Below are 20,982 nucleotides of genomic sequence, written 5' to 3'. Positions count from 1 at the left end.
AAAAGTAACTGTTTTTGTTTCATCTAAAACAAAACATAAGCATAGTAATAGTTACAGTTGTTTTTTATTTTGAAATATCTAATAAAAAGAAGCAATTTTATAGTATGATTTTAAGATAGAAAATGGTATTAAATAATTAACTTTGTAAGACTCAACTAAATCAAAATTAAGACATGCTTATAATAGGAATTGCAGGTGGAACTGGATGCGGAAAGACAACCGTTGTTAATACAATTTTAAACGAATTGCCTGAAGGTGAAGTTGGAGTAATTTCACAAGACTCTTATTACAAAGACACGTCGCATTTAAGTTACGATGAGCGTGTTAAAATTAACTTTGACCATCCACGTTCTATCGATTTTGAACTGCTAGAAAATCACCTTAAAGAACTTAAAAAAGGGAATTCAATAGATCAACCTGTATATTCTTTTGTGAAACATAATCGTACAGGAGATACTATTAACACAAAACCAAGAAAGGTAATGATTGTAGAAGGGATATTAATCCTGTCTCATGCAGAAATCAGAGATCTTTTCGATATAAAAATATTCGTTCATGCAGATTCAGATGAACGCTTAATTCGTCGTTTAAAACGTGATATTACTGAACGTGGCCGCGATATAAACGAAGTTTTAACTAGATACCAAACCACATTAAAACCAATGCATCAGCAATTTATTGAACCGATGAAAGAATACGCTGATCTTATTATTCCGAATAACAAATACAACACAGTTGCTGTAGATATCGTTAAAACAATAATTAATGAACGTCTGTAATGAGCATCTGGAACAATAAATATCTAAAACCGTTTAAGAACATTTATCTACTTGTTCTTATTGTCTTTGTGGTTTGGATGTTATTTTTTGATGCACATTCGTGGTTATTTCATCACGAATTAAATTCAGATATTGAAGAATTAGAATATCAAAAAGACCATTACAGAAATGAAATGGCAAAAGATGGAAAAGCTATTAAAGAGTTAAGTACTGAAGAAGGCATTGAACGCACAGCACGTGAAACTTACTACATGAAAAAGGCTAACGAAGATATATACATAATAGAATACGAAGACAGTATCTCTAAACAAAAACAAGATGAGTAAATCTTTATTTAACGATTTTGAAGGTCTAACTTCAAAAGCTTGGAAACAAAAAATTCAAGTAGATTTAAAAGGTGCAGATTATAATGATACATTAATCTGGAAAAATAATGAAGGTATTGACGTCAAACCCTTTTATCATTCAGACGAGTTTGAAACTTTACCAGAAATTTCAAATACCAAAGCGACCGAATGGAAAATTTGCCAATCTATTACTGTTTCTAACGCAAAAGAGGCCAATCTAAAAGCTATTAACGCAATTGAACGTGGAGCAGAAAGTATTTTATTTCATATTAAATCTGAAACTATTTCTGTTGAAGACTTATTTAGAAATATTGATTTAGAACAAATACCAATTGAAATTAAATGCGATTTCCTTTCAGAAGATCTGGTAACAAATCTAACTGCTGTCACTTCGAGCGCAGTCGAGAAGCCTTACATAACTTTAAATACTGACATCATTGGTAACTTAGCCAAAACAGGCAATTGGTTCAGCAACCTCAAAGAGGACCACATAAGGTTTGAAGCTATTGTAAAATCTACAAATCAATTAAGCGTTGACATAGCCTTGTATCAAAACGCTGGCGCAACAATTATACAACAATTAGCATATGGCTTGGCACATGCCAATGAACACCTAAACCACCTCGATAACGTCATCGCGAGTGAAGAGAAGCAATCTCTTCAAGTAACCTTCAACGTATCAATTGGTTCTAACTACTTCTTCGAAATAGCTAAACTAAGAGCATTACGACAATTATGGGCAACCTTAGCTTCAGAATATGGAGTCAATACAGAATGTAGAATCATTGCCACACCAAGCAAACGAAATAAAACCATTTACGACTACAACGTCAATTTACTACGTACAACCACAGAATGCATGAGTGCTATCCTTGGTGGCGCAAATACAATTTGCAATTTACCTTACGATGCTTTGTATCATAATTCTAATGAATTCGGAGATCGAATTTCAAGAAATCAGTTATTAGTTTTAAAACAAGAAAGCTATTTTGATAAGGTAAATAATCCTTCAGATGGAGCTTATTATATTGAAAACTTAACAGAGCAATTATCTAAAAAAGCATTAGAACTCTTCAAAAATATTGAAGCTAATGGAGGCTTTTTACAGCAACTTAAAGAAGGTACAATTCAACGGAAAATTAAAGAAAGTGCAGCTAAAGAACAGGCTGATTTTGATGCTGAAAAATTAGTGCTTTTAGGCACAAATAAACATCCAAATTTAGCCGATAAAATGAAAAACGACTTAGAAATTAGTCCATTTTTAAAAATCGAAAAGCGCAAAACTTTGATTCAACCAATTATTCAGAAAAGATTATCTGAAAAATTGGAAATCAAAAGGTTAAGCGAAGAGAAAAACTAAGTATAGATAAAACCTATGATAGTTTTTTACACTTAAAACACATTTACAATGTCAAGAAAAAATCTTCAACACATAAAGCTAAATCAAGAAATTAGAGCATCTCAATCTAAAGCAAATAATGCGTTTTTAACAGCCGAAGGTATTGATATAAAATCAACCTATTCTAAAGACGATATCAAAGACTTAGAGCACTTGGATTTTGTTGCAGGAATCGCACCAAATCTTCGTGGCCCATACTCAACAATGTACGTTCGCAGGCCTTGGACAATTAGACAATATGCTGGCTTTTCAACAGCAGAAGAAAGCAACGCTTTTTACAGACGAAATCTTGCAGCAGGACAAAAAGGATTATCCGTCGCTTTCGATTTAGCAACACATAGAGGTTATGATTCTGATCACGAACGCGTGGTTGGAGATGTTGGTAAAGCTGGAGTTGCAATTGATTCGGTTGAAGACATGAAAATTCTGTTTGACCAGATTCCTTTAGATAAAATGTCAGTTTCTATGACAATGAATGGTGCTGTATTACCAATCATGGCCTTTTACATCGTAGCAGCAGAAGAACAAGGAGTACAACCAGAACTATTGGCTGGCACCATTCAAAATGATATCCTAAAAGAGTTTATGGTGCGTAATACATATATCTATCCACCTACTCCATCGATGAAGATTATCTCAGATATTTTCGAATATACGAGTAAGAACATGCCAAAATTTAATAGCATCAGTATTTCTGGATACCATATGCAAGAAGCAGGAGCAACTTGCGATATTGAATTAGCTTACACTTTGGCTGATGGAATAGAGTATATTAGAAAAGGCTTAGATGCAGGTATGGATATAGACACCTTTGCTCCTCGCCTATCTTTCTTTTGGGCTATTGGTATGAATCATTTTATGGAAATTGCTAAAATGCGTGCAGCTCGAATGCTTTGGGCAAAATTGGTAAAGCAATTCAATCCTAAAAATCAAAAGTCATTAGCACTAAGAACACATTGCCAAACTTCTGGCTGGAGTTTAACAGAACAAGATCCATTTAATAATGTTGCAAGAACATGTATCGAAGCATCTGCTGCTGCATTTGGAGGCACACAAAGTTTACACACCAATGCTTTAGACGAAGCAATTGCCTTACCAACAGATTTCTCGGCACGTATAGCAAGAAACACACAAATCTATTTACAAGAAGAAACACAAATCACAAAAACAGTAGATCCCTGGGCAGGAAGCTATTATGTTGAAAAACTAACAGATGATATTGCTCAAAAAGCTTGGCAACTTATAGAAGAAGTTGAAGAATTAGGTGGAATGACTAAAGCTATTGAAGCAGGAATTCCGAAATTACGAATTGAAGAAGCTGCGGCACGTAAGCAAGCACGTATAGATTCTAACCAAGATATTATCGTTGGAGTTAACAAATATAGATTAGACGAAGAAGATCCGATTGCGACTTTAGAAGTTGACAACCAAACCGTTCGCAATCAACAAATAGAACGTTTAGACAGTATAAAAGCGAGTCGTGATAATGATGCTACGACTAGAGCTCTGGCAAAATTAACGGAATCTGCTAAAACTGGTAAAGATAATTTACTAGCTTTAGCAGTAGATGCAGCGAGAAAACGAGCAACCTTAGGAGAAATAAGTGATGCTCTTGAAGCCGAATTTGGACGACACAAAGCACAAATAAAATCATTTTCAGGAGTGTACAGTAAAGAAATAAAAGATGACAAGAGCTTTCAAAAAGCAAGAGAATTAGCTGACCAATTTGCAGAGCAAGATGGTCGCAGACCTCGTATTATGATTGCTAAAATGGGGCAAGATGGTCACGACAGAGGTGCAAAAGTTGTGGCAACAGGTTATGCAGATGTTGGTTTTGACGTAGATATTGGACCATTATTTCAAACACCTAAAGAAGCGGCAAAACAAGCGGTTGAAAATGATGTACACATTTTGGGTGTGTCTTCTCTTGCAGCAGGACATAAAACTTTAGTACCACAAGTTATTGAAGAACTCAAAGCTTATGGCAGAGACGATATTATGGTTATTGTAGGTGGTGTGATCCCAAAACAAGATTACCAATATTTATTTGATGCTGGAGCAGTTGCTGTCTTTGGACCAGGCACTAAGATTAGTGAAGCTGCGATTCAGATTTTGGAGATTTTGATTGATTAGATTATTACACTAGAGAACATCTAATCAATGACTAACAAAAAAAGAATCAAGTTTTTAAAATGTAGTTTTCTAACTCTAATAGCAATTGGCTTATTACTTATTCATTTCTTTGTCCCTAGATTAATTTCAGAAATAAGAAACCCTGTTGTTGGTTTAATAAAACGAAATAAAAACGTTAAAGTTGAACTTGCAGAAAATAACAGCAATTCACTTAAAAGAAAAGAGCTTTCAATCAAGTCGTTTGATGGCATAAGGATTTCAGCACGACTCACCTATTCTAGCTTAGATTCTACAAAAACTACTATTATACTATTACATGGAATTCGCTCTAGCAAAGAACATTTTATTGACTTAAGCTCTTTACTATCCAAAAATGGATTCAATTCTGTAGCATTAGATTTAAGAGCTCATGGTAAAAGTGAAGGTCAGTTCTGCACTTTCGGTGTTAATGAAAAAAAAGACATTCAATATGTAATAGACTATCTATCTGAAAAAGAGAACATAAATCATATTGGAATTTGGGGACAGTCCTTAGGAGGTGCAGTCGCATTACAAGCTATGGGCTATGATAAGCGAATTGAATTCGGAATTATTGAAAGTACATTCACAGATTTTAAGATTATCGTAAATGATTATTTCGATTTGCATGCTGGTTTTAGTTTCTCGCCTTTTTCAAATTATTTAGCTAATAGAGCTGGAAGCATTGCAGAATTTAATGCTAACGATGCTAAACCAATTAAATATTGCGAAACTATTAATCAACCTATTTTAATTGTTCATGGTAATAATGATAAAAGAATTAATATAAAATACGGAAAAGCTAATTTCTCAAAAATAAAGAGCTCAAAAAAAGAATTTGTTGAAATAAAATCCGCTAATCATTTAAACGTTTGGCAAGTTGGTGGTGAAGAATATTTTAACAAGGTTTTGAAATTCATAAATAATCAAAACAATATTCAACTAAAAATTTAGTTAAAATAATATTATTCCTTTCCCTCTCAATATTTTATACTTAAATTAGAGGAATTTTCTTATAAAAATTACAATTATTAATCTTTAAAACCATCAATCTATGAAAACAAAACTTTTTAAAGTATGCCAAGCACTTTTTGTTTGTTGCTTGTTTATTACGTTTACAGCAAATGCACAAACCAAAACACCAGAAAAACAAACTAGTGGATCAGTACCCTCAGATGCATTACCAATTACTCCAGATGTAAAAATTGGCAAACTCTCTAATGGACTTACATATTACATTCAGAATAATGGTAAGCCAGAAGACAAAGTAGAATTGCGTTTAGCTTTAAAAGCTGGTTCTATAGTAGAAACTGAAGACCAAGTTGGTTTAGCCCATTTTATGGAACATATGAATTTTAATGGTACTACCCATTTCAAGAAAAATGAACTGGTAGATTACTTACAAAGCATAGGCGTAGAATTTGGCGCTGATTTAAATGCTTATACAGGTTTTGACCAAACGGTATATATCCTTCCGATTCCAAGTGACGATCCAGAAAAATTAGATAAAGGGTTTCAAATTTTACAAGATTGGGCTGGTAATGCTTTACTTACCGACCAAGATATTGACGATGAACGTGGTGTTGTTATTGAAGAATACAGAACACGTCTTGGTGCTGCAACCAGAATGCAGTCTAAGTATTTAGATAAAATCGCCTACAAATCTAAATATGCTGATCGCTTACCTATTGGCACAAAAGAAAACTTAGAAACCTTTGATTATGAAAGTGTAAGAAGCTTTCAAAGAGATTGGTATAGACCAAACTTAATGGCCGTAATTGCTGTTGGAGACTTAGATGTCGAAACTTTAGAAAAGAAGATAAAAGAAAACTTCAGTGGGCTAAAAAATCCAGAGAACCCAAAACCAAGAGAAGAATTTGGTTCAGAAAATCACGAAGGTACTTTTGTTGCTATTGAATGGGATGAAGAAGCTACTGGGAGTCGAGTTCAGATTTATTATAAGGATAAAGGAGAAAAGAAAAAGACAAAAACTGTTCAAGATTACAGAGATAATATAGTTGAAGGGCTTTTTGATCAAATGATAAACAACAGACTTGCTGAGTATAGTAATAAACCTAATCCACCTTTTATATATGGATTTTCTTATAAAGGCGGTATTATAGGTAACAAAGATGCATATCAATCTTTTGCTCAAACCAATGAAAAAGGTCAATTAGATGCTCTTAAAACACTTTTAGAAGAAAATGAACGTGTAAAGCGCTATGGTTTTAAAGCTTCAGAATTAGAGCGTGCAAAGAAAGATTATTTAGCAAGATTAGAACGTTCATTTAAAAATAAAGGCAAGGAAGAATCAGGTAGAATTGTACGTGGTTATATCCAGAACTTTCTAGAAGACAGCCCTATTCCTGGTATAGAATGGATTTTTAACTATGCTCAATCAGAACTTCCAAATATAAAGTTAGAAGAAGCTAATAGTTTAATTTCTGAATTCTTACACGACGACAATAGATTAATTATACTTACTGGACCAAAGAAAGAGGGTCTTACAAAAGTGACCGAAAAAGAAGTCATCGATTTATTAGATAGTGTAAAGAAAGCGGATATCAAAAATTATGAAGACGAAGCTGTTCGTGAAAACTTAATGCCTATTAAACCTAAAAAAGGAAGTATTACTAGTACAACAACTAACAACAAGGGAGCTTTAAATGAAACCACAACTATAACTTTAAGTAATGGAGCTAGAGTAACTTATAAGAAAACAGATTTTAAAAATGATGAAATCTTATTTGAAGCCTTCAGTTATGGTGGAACATCTCTTTATTCTGATGATGTTTTAAAAGAAACAGCAAGTGCTAATCGTGGTGTATTTGAAGCTGGCATCGACGGATTAACTAAAAACGATATGACAAAAATGATGTCTGGTAAAATCGCAAGAGTAAGTCCTTTTATTGGTAGTTTAAGTGAAGGTATGAGAGGCTCTGCTTCACCTAAAGATTTTGAAACTATGTTTCAAATGATTCATTTATACTTTACCAAATTAGATAAAGATCCTGAAGCTTTTGCTTCTTATATCAGTAAACAAAAAGCTTTTTTAGGAAACATTTTATCTAACCCAAACATATCCTTCTCAATTGCATTAGGGGAATTCACTAATGAAGGTAATCCAAGATATACTGGTTTCCCAGATGAAGAAGCTTTAGACAATGCTAATTATGATTTAGCTTACAAAAAGTATAAAGAACGTTTTGCTAATGCTGGTGATTTTAACTTCTATTTCGTCGGTAATGTTGATGAAGCTAAAATAACAGAATACGCTGAAACTTATATCGCATCACTTCCAGGTAATTCTGAACGAGAAATGTTTAAAACATCTTCATTTAGGCCTAAATCTGGAGCTCATGAGTTTACGTATCATAAAGGTACTGAGCCAAAGAGTCAAGTGCGTCTTACTTATACAGGAGAGGCTAAATATGATGTAAAAGAAGCTAGAGCAATGAGTGCTTTAGGTGAAATTCTAAGTATTAAATTAATTGAAAAATTAAGAGAAGAGGAAGGTGGTGTTTATGGAGCTGGAGCAAGAGGTTCTATTAGCAAATTACCATATGGTCGTTTCAGTTTTAGTATTTCATTTCCATGTGCACCAGAAAATGCAGAAAAGTTATCTGCAGCAGCAATAGCTGAACTTAAGAAGATTGTTAAAGATGGTCCTACTGAAACAGATTTAGACAAAGTAAAGAAAGCCTTATTGTTAACACGAAAAGACCAATTAGAGCAAAATCGTTTTTGGTTATCTGCTATTAAAGGTGCAGATTATAATAAAAGTGATTTAAATAATGTGGTTAACTATGACAATAATGTTAATGGGTTAACAACAAAAGACATTCATAATGTTGCTAAGAAATATTTAAATGGCGGCTATATAAAAGCTGTATTATTACCAGAAGAACAATAGTATTCTCAATTATTCAATGATTAACAAAGACAGTCTATATGGCTGTCTTTTTTATGAAATAACTGTTAACAACTTCAATTTCCTAAAACCGTAAATAATTGTATTTTTAAGCCTTAGAAAAACCAAATCATTTAATGGGTAAAATCATTGCAATTGCTAATCAAAAAGGAGGTGTCGGTAAAACAACAACCTCTGTTAATTTAGCCGCTTCTCTTGGCGTACTAGAGAAGAAAGTCCTACTTATAGATGCCGATCCACAAGCCAATGCAAGTTCTGGTTTAGGGATTGATGTAGATGCTGTTGAAATTGGCTCATATCAGGTATTAGAACACACAAAACCTGCTAAGGATGCTATTGTAAATTCTAATGCACCAAATGTGGATGTAATACCTGCTCATATCGATCTTGTCGCTATAGAAATTGAATTAGTTGATAAAGAAGAGCGTGAGTACATGCTTAAAAAGGCTATTTCAGAATTAAAATCTGAATATGACTATATCATAATTGATTGCGCTCCTTCTCTTGGATTATTAACTTTAAACGCTTTAACAGCTGCAGACTCTGTACTCATTCCTATTCAATGTGAATATTTTGCACTCGAAGGTTTAGGTAAACTGTTAAATACTATTAAGAGTGTACAAAAAATTCATAATGAAGCGTTAGACATAGAAGGCCTATTATTAACAATGTTCGATTCGCGATTACGCTTATCTAACCAAGTAGTTGAAGAGGTTCAGAAACACTTTAGTGATATGGTCTTTGATACGATTATTCAACGAAACGTACGTTTAGGAGAAGCTCCGAGTTATGGAGAAAGCATTATCAACTACGATGTAAGTAGTAAAGGTGCTGCAAACTATTTGAGCTTAGCCAAAGAGTTGATTAAAAAAAATGAATTGTAATGGCGAAGGCAACTAAAAAACAAGCATTAGGACGTGGACTTTCAGCTTTATTGAAAGATCCAGAAAACGATATCAATTCTGCAGAAGATAAAAATGCAGATAAAGTTGTTGGTAATATTGTTGAACTCGATGTAGAAAGTATTGAGGTCAACCCGTTTCAGCCAAGAACTAACTTTAACGAAGAATCACTTAGAGAATTGGCTTCTTCTATACGTGAACTAGGTGTTATTCAGCCAATAACGGTTAGAAAATTAGCCTTCAACAAATATCAATTGGTTTCGGGAGAGCGTCGTTTTAGAGCTTCAAAATTAATTGGTTTAGCAGCAATACCTGCATATATTAGAATAGCAAACGACCAAGAGTCTTTAGAAATGGCTTTGGTTGAAAACATTCAACGCCAAGATTTAGACCCAATAGAAATCGCATTATCCTATCAACGTTTAATTGATGAAATTAGTTTAACTCAAGAACAAATGAGTGAACGCGTTGGCAAAAAACGTTCTACTATTGCTAACTATTTACGCTTATTAAAACTAGATCCAATTATCCAAACTGGAATGCGTGATGGTTTTATTAGTATGGGACATGGTAGAGCAATGGTAAATATTGAAAGTCAAATAGATCAGCTCGAAGTTTATGAAAAAGTCATTAGTAATAAACTATCTGTAAGAGCTACTGAACAATTAGTAAAAAGCTTAAATTCAGGTTCAGAACAAACATCAGATTCAGCATCAACAGATATCCCAAAATATATTAAAAAAGGTGTTAAAGAATTTTCGGAATACTTCGGACATAAAATAGACGTTAAAATAGCAAAGAATGGAAGTGGAAAAATTACAATCCCTTTTCATTCTGAAGAAGATTTTAATCGAATTAAAAAATTAGTGCAACGTGCTAAATAAACGTTTATACATTTTATTACTGTGCTTATTTTCAGCACTCTATTCATTCTCTCAAAAGGAAAAAGACAGTACTAGCATTGCATTAGATCAAAGTTCTATTATAGCGAACAAAACCTTAACTAAAAAAGCTATTGATCCTTTAAGACCGTCTAAAGCGGCATTTTATTCAGCCATATTACCAGGTTTAGGACAAGCTTACAATAAAAAATATTGGAAAGTCCCTATTGTTTGGGGAGCTATTGGTGCTGGTGTTTATTTCTACGTGAGAAATGACAAGCAATTAGATCGTTACAGAGATGCTTACAAAAGACGTTTAGCAGGTTTTAAGGATGATGAATTTTATGGACCGAATGATACTCCATCCATTTCAGATGATGGTCTTGTTAGAGCACAACAGCAGTTTAGACGAAATAAAGAAGTTTCGCTTTTAGTGACATTTGGGCTTTATGCTTTAAATATTATTGATGCTAATGTAGATGCACATCTATTGCAGTTTAACGTTGATGAAAATTTAAGCCTTAGTCCGCATTATCAATACAACCAAATGGAAAATACTTCGGATTTAGGAGTAACACTCAATTTTAAATTTTAGCATGAATATAGCTTTACTCGGTTATGGCAGAATGGGCAAAAGTATTGAGATTATCGCTTTAGAGCGTAATCATAGTATTTCCTTAAAAGTGTCTGATGAAAGTTCGGATTATGATTTTTCAAATACTGATGTTGCTATAGATTTCAGTATACCAATAGTCGCAGTTACCAATATTAAGAAAGCTTTAGATGCTGGAGTTCCTGTAATATCTGGCACTACAGGTTGGCTAGATCAATATGATGAAATCATAGATTATTGTAACTCTAAAAACGGCACATTTTTATATGCTTCAAATTTTAGTTTAGGTGTCAATATTTTTTTCGAGATTAATCAAAGACTAAGTCAATTAATGGCTACTGTTGAAGGTTATGATACCGAAATTGAAGAAATCCACCATACTCAAAAATTAGATACACCAAGTGGGACAGCTATTACATTAGCAGAGCACATAATCAAAAGCACTAAATATAAGAATTGGACATTAGATGAGCCAAAGTCTAATGAAATTCACATTGATGCCAAGCGTATTGAAAATGTTCCTGGCACTCATAAAATCACCTATAATTCTGAAATTGATTCTATAAGTATAAAACATACAGCCCATAGCAGACAAGGTTTTGCAATGGGAGCAGTTATTGCAGCAGAATGGATTAAGGATAAAAAAGGGGTGTTTAGCATGAAAGATGTGTTAAACATTGGTTAATTTGCCAAAATTTTGAAACAAATTGAAATAATTTTCAACCTATACAAGACAAAATAAAACATTATGAGCTGGACACAGTGGTTTATCTTTTTACTCATTTTACAAATCATTCATGGTTTAGGCACATGGAAATTATATGTTAAAGCTGGCAGAAAAGCTTGGGAAGCCTATGCACCTGTTTACAATGCTGTAATATTAATGAAGATTGTTTCTCGTCCTTGGTGGTGGGTTATTTTAATGTTCTTACCCATTGTAAACCTAATTATGATTCCTGCAGCTTGGGTAGAAACCGCAAGAGCTTTTGGAAAAGATAAAAAACTAGATGCACTTTTATGCATTGTTACTTTAGGTTTTTATCTTTATTATTTAAATTATGTTGCTGATGTAAATTATGCTGAAGACAGAAAGTTGACACCAAAGACTTCTTCAGGAGAATGGATTACGTCTATCCTATTTGCTATTGTTGCTGCTACGATTGTTCATACATATTTCTTTCAACCGTTTGTGATTCCGTCTTCATCCTTAGAAAAGTCATTATTAGTTGGTGACTTTCTTATTGTAAGCAAATTACATTACGGTCCTAGAACACCAATGACCACTGTTGGCGCACCAATGGTGCATGATACTATTCCTGTGTTAAAAAAGAAATCGTATTTATTTAACGATAACTTCGAAAAACGAAACACATCTTGGATAAATAAATTACAGTTACCTTATTTTAGATTACCAGGTTTTGAAAATATTGAACGTAACGACATTATTGTTTTCAACCAACCAGCAGATACTTTGCTGGATATGAATAAATTTAAACCAGATCGTAATTATTACAAACCTATCGACAAAAAAACGAACCTAGTTAAACGTTGTGTCGGAGTTGCTGGTGATACTTTGGAAATTAGAAATGGTTATGTGTTTATTAATGGTGTACAAAATAAATTACCACCAAGATCACATTTACAGTTTTCATACGACATCACATTTAAACGTAATCTTCAACCAGCCAGAATTTATGATATATTAAAAAAATATGATATTACCGATGGATTGGGTTATGGTTCTACTGAAGGTTCATTTAGAATTCCTGCAGCTACAGACCAAGCGATTGCTAAATTAAAAGCACATCCAGAAGTAGCAACAATAGCACCTATAAAACGTGCAGCTGGAGAGAAAGAAGATGTCTTTCCTAGAGATGCTAATTACAATTGGAATGTGGATCATTTTGGCCCAATGTATATTCCAAAAGCTGGTGCAACCGTTAATTTGAGTACTGAAAATGTTGCCCTGTATAGACGTGCTATTTCAGAATATGAAGGTCATAAAATAATAACAAGAGGTAATCAAATTTTTATTGACGACCAACCAGCAACCTCCTACACCTTTCAGCAAGATTATTATTGGGCAATGGGAGATAACAGACACAATTCTATTGATAGTAGATATTGGGGATTTGTACCTTATGATCATGTTTTTGGAAAGCCTGTATTCATCTGGATGAGTATTGATGGCATTAATGATGGTATTAAAAACTGGAGCTTCCGTTGGGACAGAATTTTCACAACTGTAAGTGGTAGTGGCACACGAAGTTCTTATTTAATCCCTTTCTTAGTTCTTATTTTTGGAATCACTTTCTTTAACAAGTGGAGAAAGAAAAAGAAGGCGGCAAAATAATTCTATTCTGTCATATTGAGCATTGTATATAATGTTCAGTTTCACATAAACTCCGTAAGAGGATACAATGAATTGTCTTATACACCCAACTTATTTTCCTAACCTAGCACATTTTGTAGCTATGCTAAAGACAGATACTGTGTTTTTTGAAGTGTCTGACAATTATCAAAAGCAAACCCATAGAAATCGTACTGAGATATATGGTGCAAATGGAAAGCTCGCATTAACGGTTCCTGTGAGTTATACTCAAAAAAATAGACAGTTATATAAGGATGTAAAAATTGCAAATGAAAACTCTTGGCAACAACAACATTTAAAGTCATTACAATCTGCCTACAGAATGTCACCTTTTTTTGAATTCTACATCGATGACTTAATGCCTTTGTTTGAAAAGCAATTTGATTATATCTTAGATTTTAACCTGAACTGTTTTGAAGTACTTTTAGAATGTCTTCAGCTTAAAATTACAACGACTACAACTCAAATTTTTGAAAAAGAGTCAGAAGGTAAAACGGACTATAGAGCATTAGTCAATCGAAATTTCGAAGTGAATGACTTTCAATATTATACTCAGGTATTTATTGAAAAACATGGATTTATTTCTAATCTGAGTATTCTAGATATCTTGTTTAATGAAGGGCCTAATACTGAATTGTATTTAAAAAATCAAAAGCTCTAAGCATATGCTACAATTTTGTGCTCATTATGGTTTACATTTTGGATTGCCTTTAATTATAGCATTGTCATTTTTTAAACAAAATTGGATCAAAGCATACTTAATTATGCTACTAGCTTTTCTTATTGATTTAGATCATTTATTGGCCAATCCAATATTCGATTCTAATCGTTGTAGTATTAATTTTCATCCTCTCCACTCCCACTATGCTATCACAGTTTACTTTATATTACTTATTCCAAAGAAAACGCGCTTATTCGGTATAGGATTAATTGCTCACATTATTGCAGATACTGCAGATTGTTGGCTAATGTAATTTTATAGCTTTAAAGTTGCTTTTATAGGATAGTGGTCAGAGAGTTTAACATCATAGGCTTTAAACCCATTTACAGTAAACTCCTTATCAGACAAAATAAAATCAATCCGTAATGGAAAGAATTTAAAATCGTAAGTTTTTCCGAAACCATTACCAGCTTCTTCAAACGCATCTACCAAATCGTTACCTTTAATTTCCTTATATATATAAGAATAGGCAGTATTATTAAAATCGCCAGTAACAATGCTTTTATAACTGCATTTAGATTTGTGTTTTAAGAATAGTTCGACCTGTTCTTGTTGTTCTTTAAAAGTTGTTCCTACTTGTCTAAATAAATGACCCGAAGTTTCTTTTTTAAGTGCTTCAACATCTGCTTTAATACCCGATGACTGTAAATGTAAATTGTAGACTCGTATTGTGTCTTTAAGCTTAACAATGTCAACGAATATGCCATTATTATTAGTATTAAGGAATTCTAGAGAACCAGAATTAACAATAGGGAATTTTGAAAAAATTGCCTGACCACCTTTAGCAGTACTGTTATAAGTCGCATTAAAATTATAGTAACCATCGAGTTTAATCGGATTACCTCTTCGATACTCTTGCAAACAAAGTATATCTGGATTTTCTTTATAAATAAACGCTACAATATCTTCTTTTACAGTCTTGCTTGGTAGCCATTCAAAGAAATTAAATAGTCTTACATTAAATGACATTATAGAAATATTGCCAGTATCTTCAACCTTTTTAGAAGACGAAAATTTATACATAGAACTGATATAACTCCACCCTAAAAGCAATACAACTAATGAAAGTAAGAGTTGTTTTTTCACTCGAAGTAACCAGTATATAAAGAAAAAAATGTTAAGTAGAATGAGTAATGGTACACTAAGACTTAAAACGGATAGCGTCGCAAAATTTTTAGGTGGTATGTAAGGCAAAATGTAAGACACAAGCAATAAAAACGCTACCAAAGAATTGACAACGAACATAAATTTACCACCAAGTTTTAAACCCTTCATATTTATTTCCCATAAAAATGGGAATCTAATTATTTGCCAGCTTTAAAGAGAAACTCTTTCTCTTCTGCTGTTAGACTCTCATAACCACTTTTACTAATTTTATCGAGAATCAAATCTATCTTTTTCTGATTATTAAACGTATGAAACTCGTCTTTAGTCTTTCCTGCATATTGTCCTTTCCTTTTTTTGCGATGCACTGTTTTTAAATTAGATTTTGGTTGAAACCAACTGATTACAGTATCCATAGCACGTTCAAAACCTGCTCCAATGTCTTTTCCTTGTTTCAATTTAGCAGCATATAAATAACCTAATAAAGCACCACCTAAATGTGCTACATTCCCTCCTTGGTTCCAAGTAAACAAACCTAAAACATCCATAACTACTAAAGCGATAGCAATATATTTTAGTTTAATATTAAACATGAAGACTCTGACCTCTTTTTCAGACATATAAACTCCAAGAAAGATAATTAATGCTCTAATACCTGCTGAAGCACCAACTACGCTCGATGTCTTAATTAAGAAATGACTTGGTAGCACATTATATACAAACAGAAAAGCCAAACCACCAACTATAATACCTAGAAAGTAAATGTTCAGTGCCATTTTTGGACGAAACAAATTCAATAATAATCTTGATATAAAATACAAAATCAAAAGATTGAAAAGAATATGAAAAAAACCATAATGGGCAAATCCATAAGTAAAGATGCTCCAAGGCTTTAGTATAAAGTCAAAAAAATCGGATGGTAGACTTAAATAAGACAAAGAATTGCTTGTTCGTCCAAAGACACCAATCAACTGACCGATAATGAAAACGATAATATTGATAATAATTATCTTTTCAAAAGCATTGAAACTTTTAAACTTGTATTTAAAATCTTTGATTGCGCTCATTATTAATTCCAGCGGTATTTATCTTTTTCATTTTTCTTCCAGAAATACATCAATAAAAAACCTGTAAATGCTCCACCTACGTGAGCCATATAAGCTGTATTACTTGGACTAAATATGGATTGACCAGTTATACCAGAAAACAAGTCTAATGCAATAATTGCTGGTATAAAATACTTTGCCTTTATAGGTATTGGTAAGAAAATCAGCATCAGTTTAGACTCTGGGAATAACATTCCGAAAGCAACTAAAACTCCCATAATTGCGCCAGATGCGCCAACCATAGTAGAATTAAAAGCTCCAACGAAACTATTATATGAATCAACACCCATAATAGGCTTCAATTGTTGGTAATTACCATTATTTAATACAGCCATTATATCAGATAATGGATAACCTTTTTCTAATAACATTCCTAACCCAGTATTAAACTGAAAGTATAAAAATGCTACTTGTATAATTGCTGCACCAAATCCAGAAAGTAGATAAAATGTTAAAAATTTTTTCCATCCAAAAATCTGTTCAACTGCAGTACCAAACATCCATAAAGCGAACATATTAAACAAAAGGTGTGTAATACTTAGTTTTTCTACGAAACCACCTCCATGCATAAACATGTGTGTCAGTACTTGCCATGGCTGAAACATTTCACTCTTTGGAAAATACAAAGCAAACCATTGATAAAAAGATCCGTTTCCTATGAATAATGTTCCTATAAACATTACCACATTTATTATCAATAAATGCTTAACTACATCAGTTATACCTTGTCTCATATATTACATGAATTTTTTTTCAATATCATCTACAGCCATTGTAATAAACGTTGGTCTATTGGTTGGTGATACATTAGGTTCCTTACAGGCAAACAAACTATTTACCATATGTTCTTGCTCTGTACTATTTAATGATTGCCCATTTTTAATAGCTAAACTCTTTGCCATAGATTTTGCCAATAAATCTGTTGCACTAAAATTAGCATCTGGCACATCATTTTCTACATCACTAATTAACTGTTCTAAAATTATAGATACTTCACTTTCTGGCACTCCAACTGGCACACCTATAATTGTGATTTCATCTTCATTTAGTTGAGAAAACACAAAACCTGTATGTTCTAAATCTACTTTTAAATCATCTATGATTTTAGTCTCACTTGGTGTAAAATGTAATTGCAACGGAAATAATAATTGCTGGCTTGTTGCTTCCTTAATAGTAATGTGTTTTAAGAAATTTTCATACAAAATACGTTGATGTGCTCTATTCTGGTCAATGATTAACATCCCAGATTTTAAGGTACTAACAATATACTTTTGCTGTAATTGAAAGGTTGTTTTAGTAGTTTCAATTGAAGAGTCACTGAAAATCGATTCATTTCTTGAATCACTTTCAAAAGTCACTTGGCTAAAATCATCTCCAGAATTATTGCCTTTAGATTCAAGACCAACATACAAACCTTCCCATGAAGCAGATGGTGTCTGTTTATGGCTTGTTCTTTGAACCATTGTTTGCTTTCTGCTGCTTATATCTTCAGAAAATGGATTAAAATGACTATCAACTTCAACTGCTGGAGCAGAAGCTGTTTTATCTTTATAATTATACGGAGTATTAAAACTACTCTGATGTTCAAAATCTAAAGCCGGAGCAATATTAAATTGACCTAAACTATGCTTTACAGCTGATCTTAAAATGGCATACAATGTATGCTCATCATCAAATTTAATTTCAGTCTTTGTTGGATGAATATTAATATCTATTGTCTTTGGATCTACAGTAAGATTCAAAAAATAACTTGGATGATAACCCTCTTTTAGTAAACCTTCAAAAGCTGCTTTAATCGCATGATTGAGATAAGGGCTTTTTATAAAACGTTGATTAACAAAAAAGAATTGCTCTGATTTTGTTTTCTTAGAAAATTCGGGCTTACCAACAAATCCTGATATTTTCAACACTTCGGTTTCCTCTTCAACTGGCACTAATTTCTCATTAGTCTTTGCCCCAAAAATATGAACAACACGTTGTCTATAATTCTCACTAGGAATATTAAACAGTTCACTACCATTATGATAAAACGTAAACGCTATATTAGGATGCGCTAAAGCAACACGATGAAATTCATCAGAAATATGTCTTAACTCAACTGTATCTGATTTTAAAAAATTTCGTCTTGCCGGAATATTAAAAAACAGGTTTTTTACAGCCACTGAAGTTCCTATAGGAGTCACTGAAACCTCTTGAGATTTCACAATACTACCTTCAATTTCAATGGCAGTACCTAATTCATCTTCTGCACGTTTGGTTTTTAATTCTACATGAGCAATTGCAGCAATACTGGCTAAAGCTTCACCTCGAAATCCTTTGGTATTGAGTTGAAATAAGTCCTCTGCAGCTTTAATTTTTGAAGTCGCATGACGTTCAAAGCTTAAGCGAGCATCTGTGACACTCATACCTTTACCATTATCGATAACTTGCACTAAAACTTTACCAGCATTTTTGATAATCAATTTAATCTCAGTAGCATCAGCATCAATAGCATTTTCTAATAATTCTTTGACTACAGAAGCAGGACGTTGTACGACTTCTCCTGCTGCTATTTGATTGGCAACATGGTCTGGTAAGAGTTGAATGATATCTGTCATTAGTTTTTTGGAAAGAAAATAGTCAGGTCGAAACCAATTGCTAATAAAAATAAAAATACCAAGACTCCAACTATAATAAGCACTCGCCTATTTACATTATTATCTCTATTATATTGATAATCATCTAAAGCCGCATTCCACTTTCCTTTAATTCCTTTAGCAGGATTAATAGTTGTTCTATGCTCATCAAACTTATGTTTAAGCTCATAAGGATTACCATCGCCTTTATAATAACGCGGTTTATAATTAAATTTCTTGTTTTTTTTCAATTTCATGAATCCCATAATATCCTTATTTCATATATCCATCCAGAATATATATTAAAACAAAAAGCGATACTAACATGATGATTAAGGCTGGTAGTGATGTGAGTACATTTCCTTTGCGCTTAGTACTACCTTTAACTTCATTCCATTTAGTCTCGAAGTCGTCTTTCGACTCTATTTCTTTAGAATCCTGAAAACGTGTCTTATAATTAAAGCGTTTATTTTTTCTTTGATTAAACAAGCTGACTTATAAATTATACGTGATATATCTCAAAAGTACTGAAAATACTAGAAAATACTACTTAAGGATTCCTTAAAATTATTAACAAAAAGGATGCCAATCTTAAGTGAGAAATATAAAGTATAAAGCGCTATGTGTATAAAAATTAGCACTAATACTTTGTTGTAATAATTTTACTTGCGTTACTGATTGCTATTTATTATTTAGTCTGCTTCCTAAGATCTGCCATCTTAATTGCAGCTATAGCAGCTTCAGTCCCTTTATTACCATGTTTACCTCCAGAACGATCAATAGATTGTTGTTTATTATTATCGGTAAGCACGCAAAAGATAACGGGAATATCTCCTTTAAGGTTTAGATCCTTTATGCCTTGAGTGACGCCTTCACAAACAAAATCAAAATGTTTTGTTTCACCCTGAATAACGCAACCGATAACAATTATAGCATCTAACATACCAGAATCTGCATAGACACTTTTAGATAGTCGTGCAGCGCCATATGTAAGTTCAAAGGTTCCAGGAACATTCCAACGTACAATATTTTCTTTTACAGCACCACAATCTGTTAGCGCATCAAAAGCACCTTGCCATAAACCTTCAGTAATAACATCATTCCATTCTGAAACAACAATCCCAAACCGAAAATTTTTCGCGTTTGGGATTGTAGCTTTATCGTAGTTCGATAAATTATGATTTGCAGTAGCCATACTCTATAAGCTTGCTTCTACTTTTCCTATTAAAACATCTGCTTGAGTTGCCTCAGTAGATGTTGAGAATTCTGATTTAATGCGTTTTAAATACCCTAAAGCTTTATCATTCTGCCCTAAACCATTAGCAACACGTGCAGCTTTCATTAAATATAAAGGTGTTGTAAATTCATTTACACTAGCCTTAAATGCTTTTTCGTAATATTCTAAAGCTTCTTCTTTCTGGTCTAATTGTACAAACGCATCACCAATACCTCCTTTTGAGATTGGGCCTAACATTTTATCATCACTAGAAAAATCACCTAAATACGTTACAGCATTCTGGTAATCTTTTAAATTCAAATAAGACATACCTGCATAGTAGCTCGCTAAATTAGCAGCTGGTGTCCCTCCATATTCATTGATGATATCTAACATACCATACTTTCCTTCACCACCGTTTAAAGCCATGTTATAAAGAGAATCTGATGAAACACCACTTACAGCATCATCAAAATACTTTTTCGCTGTGTACATTTCGTTCATAGCGTCTTTTTCTTGTGGTTCAGCTACAAATTTATTGTAACCTAAATAACATAAAACCACTAAAGCCACAGCTCCAATGAAACCAATAATATATTTTTGGTTTTTAACTACCCACTCCTCTGTTTTAGAAGCACCTTCATCTAAAGTATTAAATACTTCAGCTGTAGTTGAGTTTTCCTCAACAACTTCTTCTTTCTCTTTCTTCGTTTTAGGTTTGTAGCCTCTTTTCTTATATGTAGCCATATCTTGTCTATTTGTGCGTGCGCAAAAATAAAATTTTTTATGGGAATTAAAAGCCTATTTATTTGTTATTTTTGAATAATCTTTGAAGAACAATAATGC

The 20,982-nt window shown here is 32.9% G+C and carries 20 protein-coding genes; 13 read left to right on the top strand and 7 right to left on the bottom strand.

The window, feature by feature from the left end:
- The first annotated feature begins 173 nt into the window (after positions 1-173).
- From udk to QZZ53_RS03120, 13 genes are all read left to right on the top strand, one after another.
- The gene (gene udk, locus QZZ53_RS03180) at positions 174-779 is read left to right on the top strand and encodes a uridine kinase (RefSeq protein WP_296381396.1); all 606 of its coding nucleotides are present in this window, start codon (positions 174-176) and stop codon (positions 777-779) included.
- Complete coding sequence (locus tag QZZ53_RS03175) at positions 779-1,105, top strand: septum formation initiator family protein (RefSeq protein ID WP_296381394.1); 327 nt, start codon at positions 779-781, stop codon at positions 1,103-1,105. The genes udk and QZZ53_RS03175 overlap by 1 nt, the downstream gene beginning before the upstream one ends.
- Positions 1,098-2,486 carry a methylmalonyl-CoA mutase subunit beta gene (locus tag QZZ53_RS03170; RefSeq protein WP_296381392.1) on the top strand — a complete coding sequence of 463 codons (1,389 nt, stop codon included), beginning with the start codon at positions 1,098-1,100 and terminating at the stop codon, positions 2,484-2,486. Before QZZ53_RS03175 ends, QZZ53_RS03170 begins: the two co-directional genes overlap by 8 nt.
- A gap of 48 nt (positions 2,487-2,534) precedes the next feature.
- Entirely contained in the window at positions 2,535-4,658 is a 2,124-nt protein-coding gene (gene scpA / locus QZZ53_RS03165) for a methylmalonyl-CoA mutase (protein WP_296381390.1), read from the top strand.
- A 27-nt stretch (positions 4,659-4,685) separates the two neighbouring features.
- Positions 4,686-5,630 carry an alpha/beta fold hydrolase gene (locus QZZ53_RS03160; RefSeq protein ID WP_296381388.1) on the top strand — a complete coding sequence of 315 codons (945 nt, stop codon included), beginning with the start codon at positions 4,686-4,688 and terminating at the stop codon, positions 5,628-5,630.
- A gap of 100 nt (positions 5,631-5,730) precedes the next feature.
- A complete protein-coding gene (locus tag QZZ53_RS03155) occupies positions 5,731-8,589 on the top strand; it encodes an insulinase family protein (RefSeq protein WP_296381386.1) in 2,859 nt (952 codons plus the stop codon).
- 134 nt (positions 8,590-8,723) lie between these two features.
- Entirely contained in the window at positions 8,724-9,491 is a 768-nt protein-coding gene (locus QZZ53_RS03150) for an AAA family ATPase (protein ID WP_296381384.1), read from the top strand.
- Positions 9,491-10,393: a ParB/RepB/Spo0J family partition protein gene (locus tag QZZ53_RS03145; RefSeq protein ID WP_296381382.1), complete on the top strand. Its 903-nt coding sequence runs from the start codon at positions 9,491-9,493 to the stop codon at positions 10,391-10,393. The genes QZZ53_RS03150 and QZZ53_RS03145 overlap by 1 nt, the downstream gene beginning before the upstream one ends.
- The gene (locus QZZ53_RS03140) at positions 10,383-10,985 is read left to right on the top strand and encodes a DUF5683 domain-containing protein (RefSeq protein WP_296381380.1); all 603 of its coding nucleotides are present in this window, start codon (positions 10,383-10,385) and stop codon (positions 10,983-10,985) included. The genes QZZ53_RS03145 and QZZ53_RS03140 overlap by 11 nt, the downstream gene beginning before the upstream one ends.
- A 1-nt stretch (position 10,986) precedes the next feature.
- Entirely contained in the window at positions 10,987-11,688 is a 702-nt protein-coding gene (gene dapB, locus QZZ53_RS03135) for a 4-hydroxy-tetrahydrodipicolinate reductase (protein ID WP_296381378.1), read from the top strand.
- A gap of 63 nt (positions 11,689-11,751) precedes the next feature.
- On the top strand, positions 11,752-13,356 hold the full coding sequence (gene lepB / locus QZZ53_RS03130) for a signal peptidase I (RefSeq protein WP_296381377.1): 1,605 nt from the start codon (positions 11,752-11,754) through the stop codon (positions 13,354-13,356).
- 67 nt (positions 13,357-13,423) lie between these two features.
- The gene (locus QZZ53_RS03125; protein WP_296381375.1) at positions 13,424-14,035 is read left to right on the top strand and encodes a WbqC family protein; all 612 of its coding nucleotides are present in this window, start codon (positions 13,424-13,426) and stop codon (positions 14,033-14,035) included.
- A 4-nt stretch (positions 14,036-14,039) separates the two neighbouring features.
- Complete coding sequence (locus QZZ53_RS03120) at positions 14,040-14,348, top strand: DUF6122 family protein (RefSeq protein ID WP_296381373.1); 309 nt, start codon at positions 14,040-14,042, stop codon at positions 14,346-14,348.
- 2 nt (positions 14,349-14,350) lie between these two features.
- Here QZZ53_RS03120 and QZZ53_RS03115 read toward each other — a convergent pair whose 3' ends face one another.
- The 7 genes from QZZ53_RS03115 to QZZ53_RS03085 all read right to left on the bottom strand — a co-directional run bounded on the left by QZZ53_RS03115 (position 14,351) and on the right by QZZ53_RS03085 (position 20,883).
- Positions 14,351-15,181, bottom strand: a complete 831-nt coding sequence (locus tag QZZ53_RS03115; RefSeq protein WP_296381371.1) for an endonuclease/exonuclease/phosphatase family protein — start codon at positions 15,179-15,181, stop codon at positions 14,351-14,353.
- 218 nt (positions 15,182-15,399) lie between these two features.
- Positions 15,400-16,266, bottom strand: a complete 867-nt coding sequence (locus tag QZZ53_RS03110) for a rhomboid family intramembrane serine protease (protein WP_296381368.1) — start codon at positions 16,264-16,266, stop codon at positions 15,400-15,402.
- A gap of 2 nt (positions 16,267-16,268) precedes the next feature.
- Entirely contained in the window at positions 16,269-17,039 is a 771-nt protein-coding gene (locus QZZ53_RS03105; protein WP_296381357.1) for a rhomboid family intramembrane serine protease, read from the bottom strand.
- Positions 17,040-17,042: 3 nt separating this feature from the next.
- Positions 17,043-18,902 carry a DNA mismatch repair endonuclease MutL gene (mutL, locus tag QZZ53_RS03100; RefSeq protein ID WP_296381355.1) on the bottom strand — a complete coding sequence of 620 codons (1,860 nt, stop codon included), beginning with the start codon at positions 18,900-18,902 and terminating at the stop codon, positions 17,043-17,045.
- Positions 18,902-19,177, bottom strand: a complete 276-nt coding sequence (locus QZZ53_RS03095; protein ID WP_365940269.1) for a riboflavin synthase subunit beta — start codon at positions 19,175-19,177, stop codon at positions 18,902-18,904. The genes mutL and QZZ53_RS03095 overlap by 1 nt, the downstream gene beginning before the upstream one ends.
- Positions 19,178-19,608: 431 nt before the next feature.
- Complete coding sequence (gene ribH / locus QZZ53_RS03090) at positions 19,609-20,115, bottom strand: 6,7-dimethyl-8-ribityllumazine synthase (protein ID WP_296381351.1); 507 nt, start codon at positions 20,113-20,115, stop codon at positions 19,609-19,611.
- Positions 20,116-20,118: 3 nt separating this feature from the next.
- The gene (locus QZZ53_RS03085) at positions 20,119-20,883 is read right to left on the bottom strand and encodes a tetratricopeptide repeat protein (RefSeq protein WP_296381347.1); all 765 of its coding nucleotides are present in this window, start codon (positions 20,881-20,883) and stop codon (positions 20,119-20,121) included.
- Positions 20,884-20,982: the final 99 nt, after the last annotated feature.

The sequence above is a fragment of the Winogradskyella sp. genome (genome assembly GCF_016744625.1).
In the GTDB taxonomy this organism is placed as follows: domain Bacteria; phylum Bacteroidota; class Bacteroidia; order Flavobacteriales; family Flavobacteriaceae; genus Winogradskyella.
This window is presented reverse-complemented; position numbering and strand designations above follow the sequence as displayed.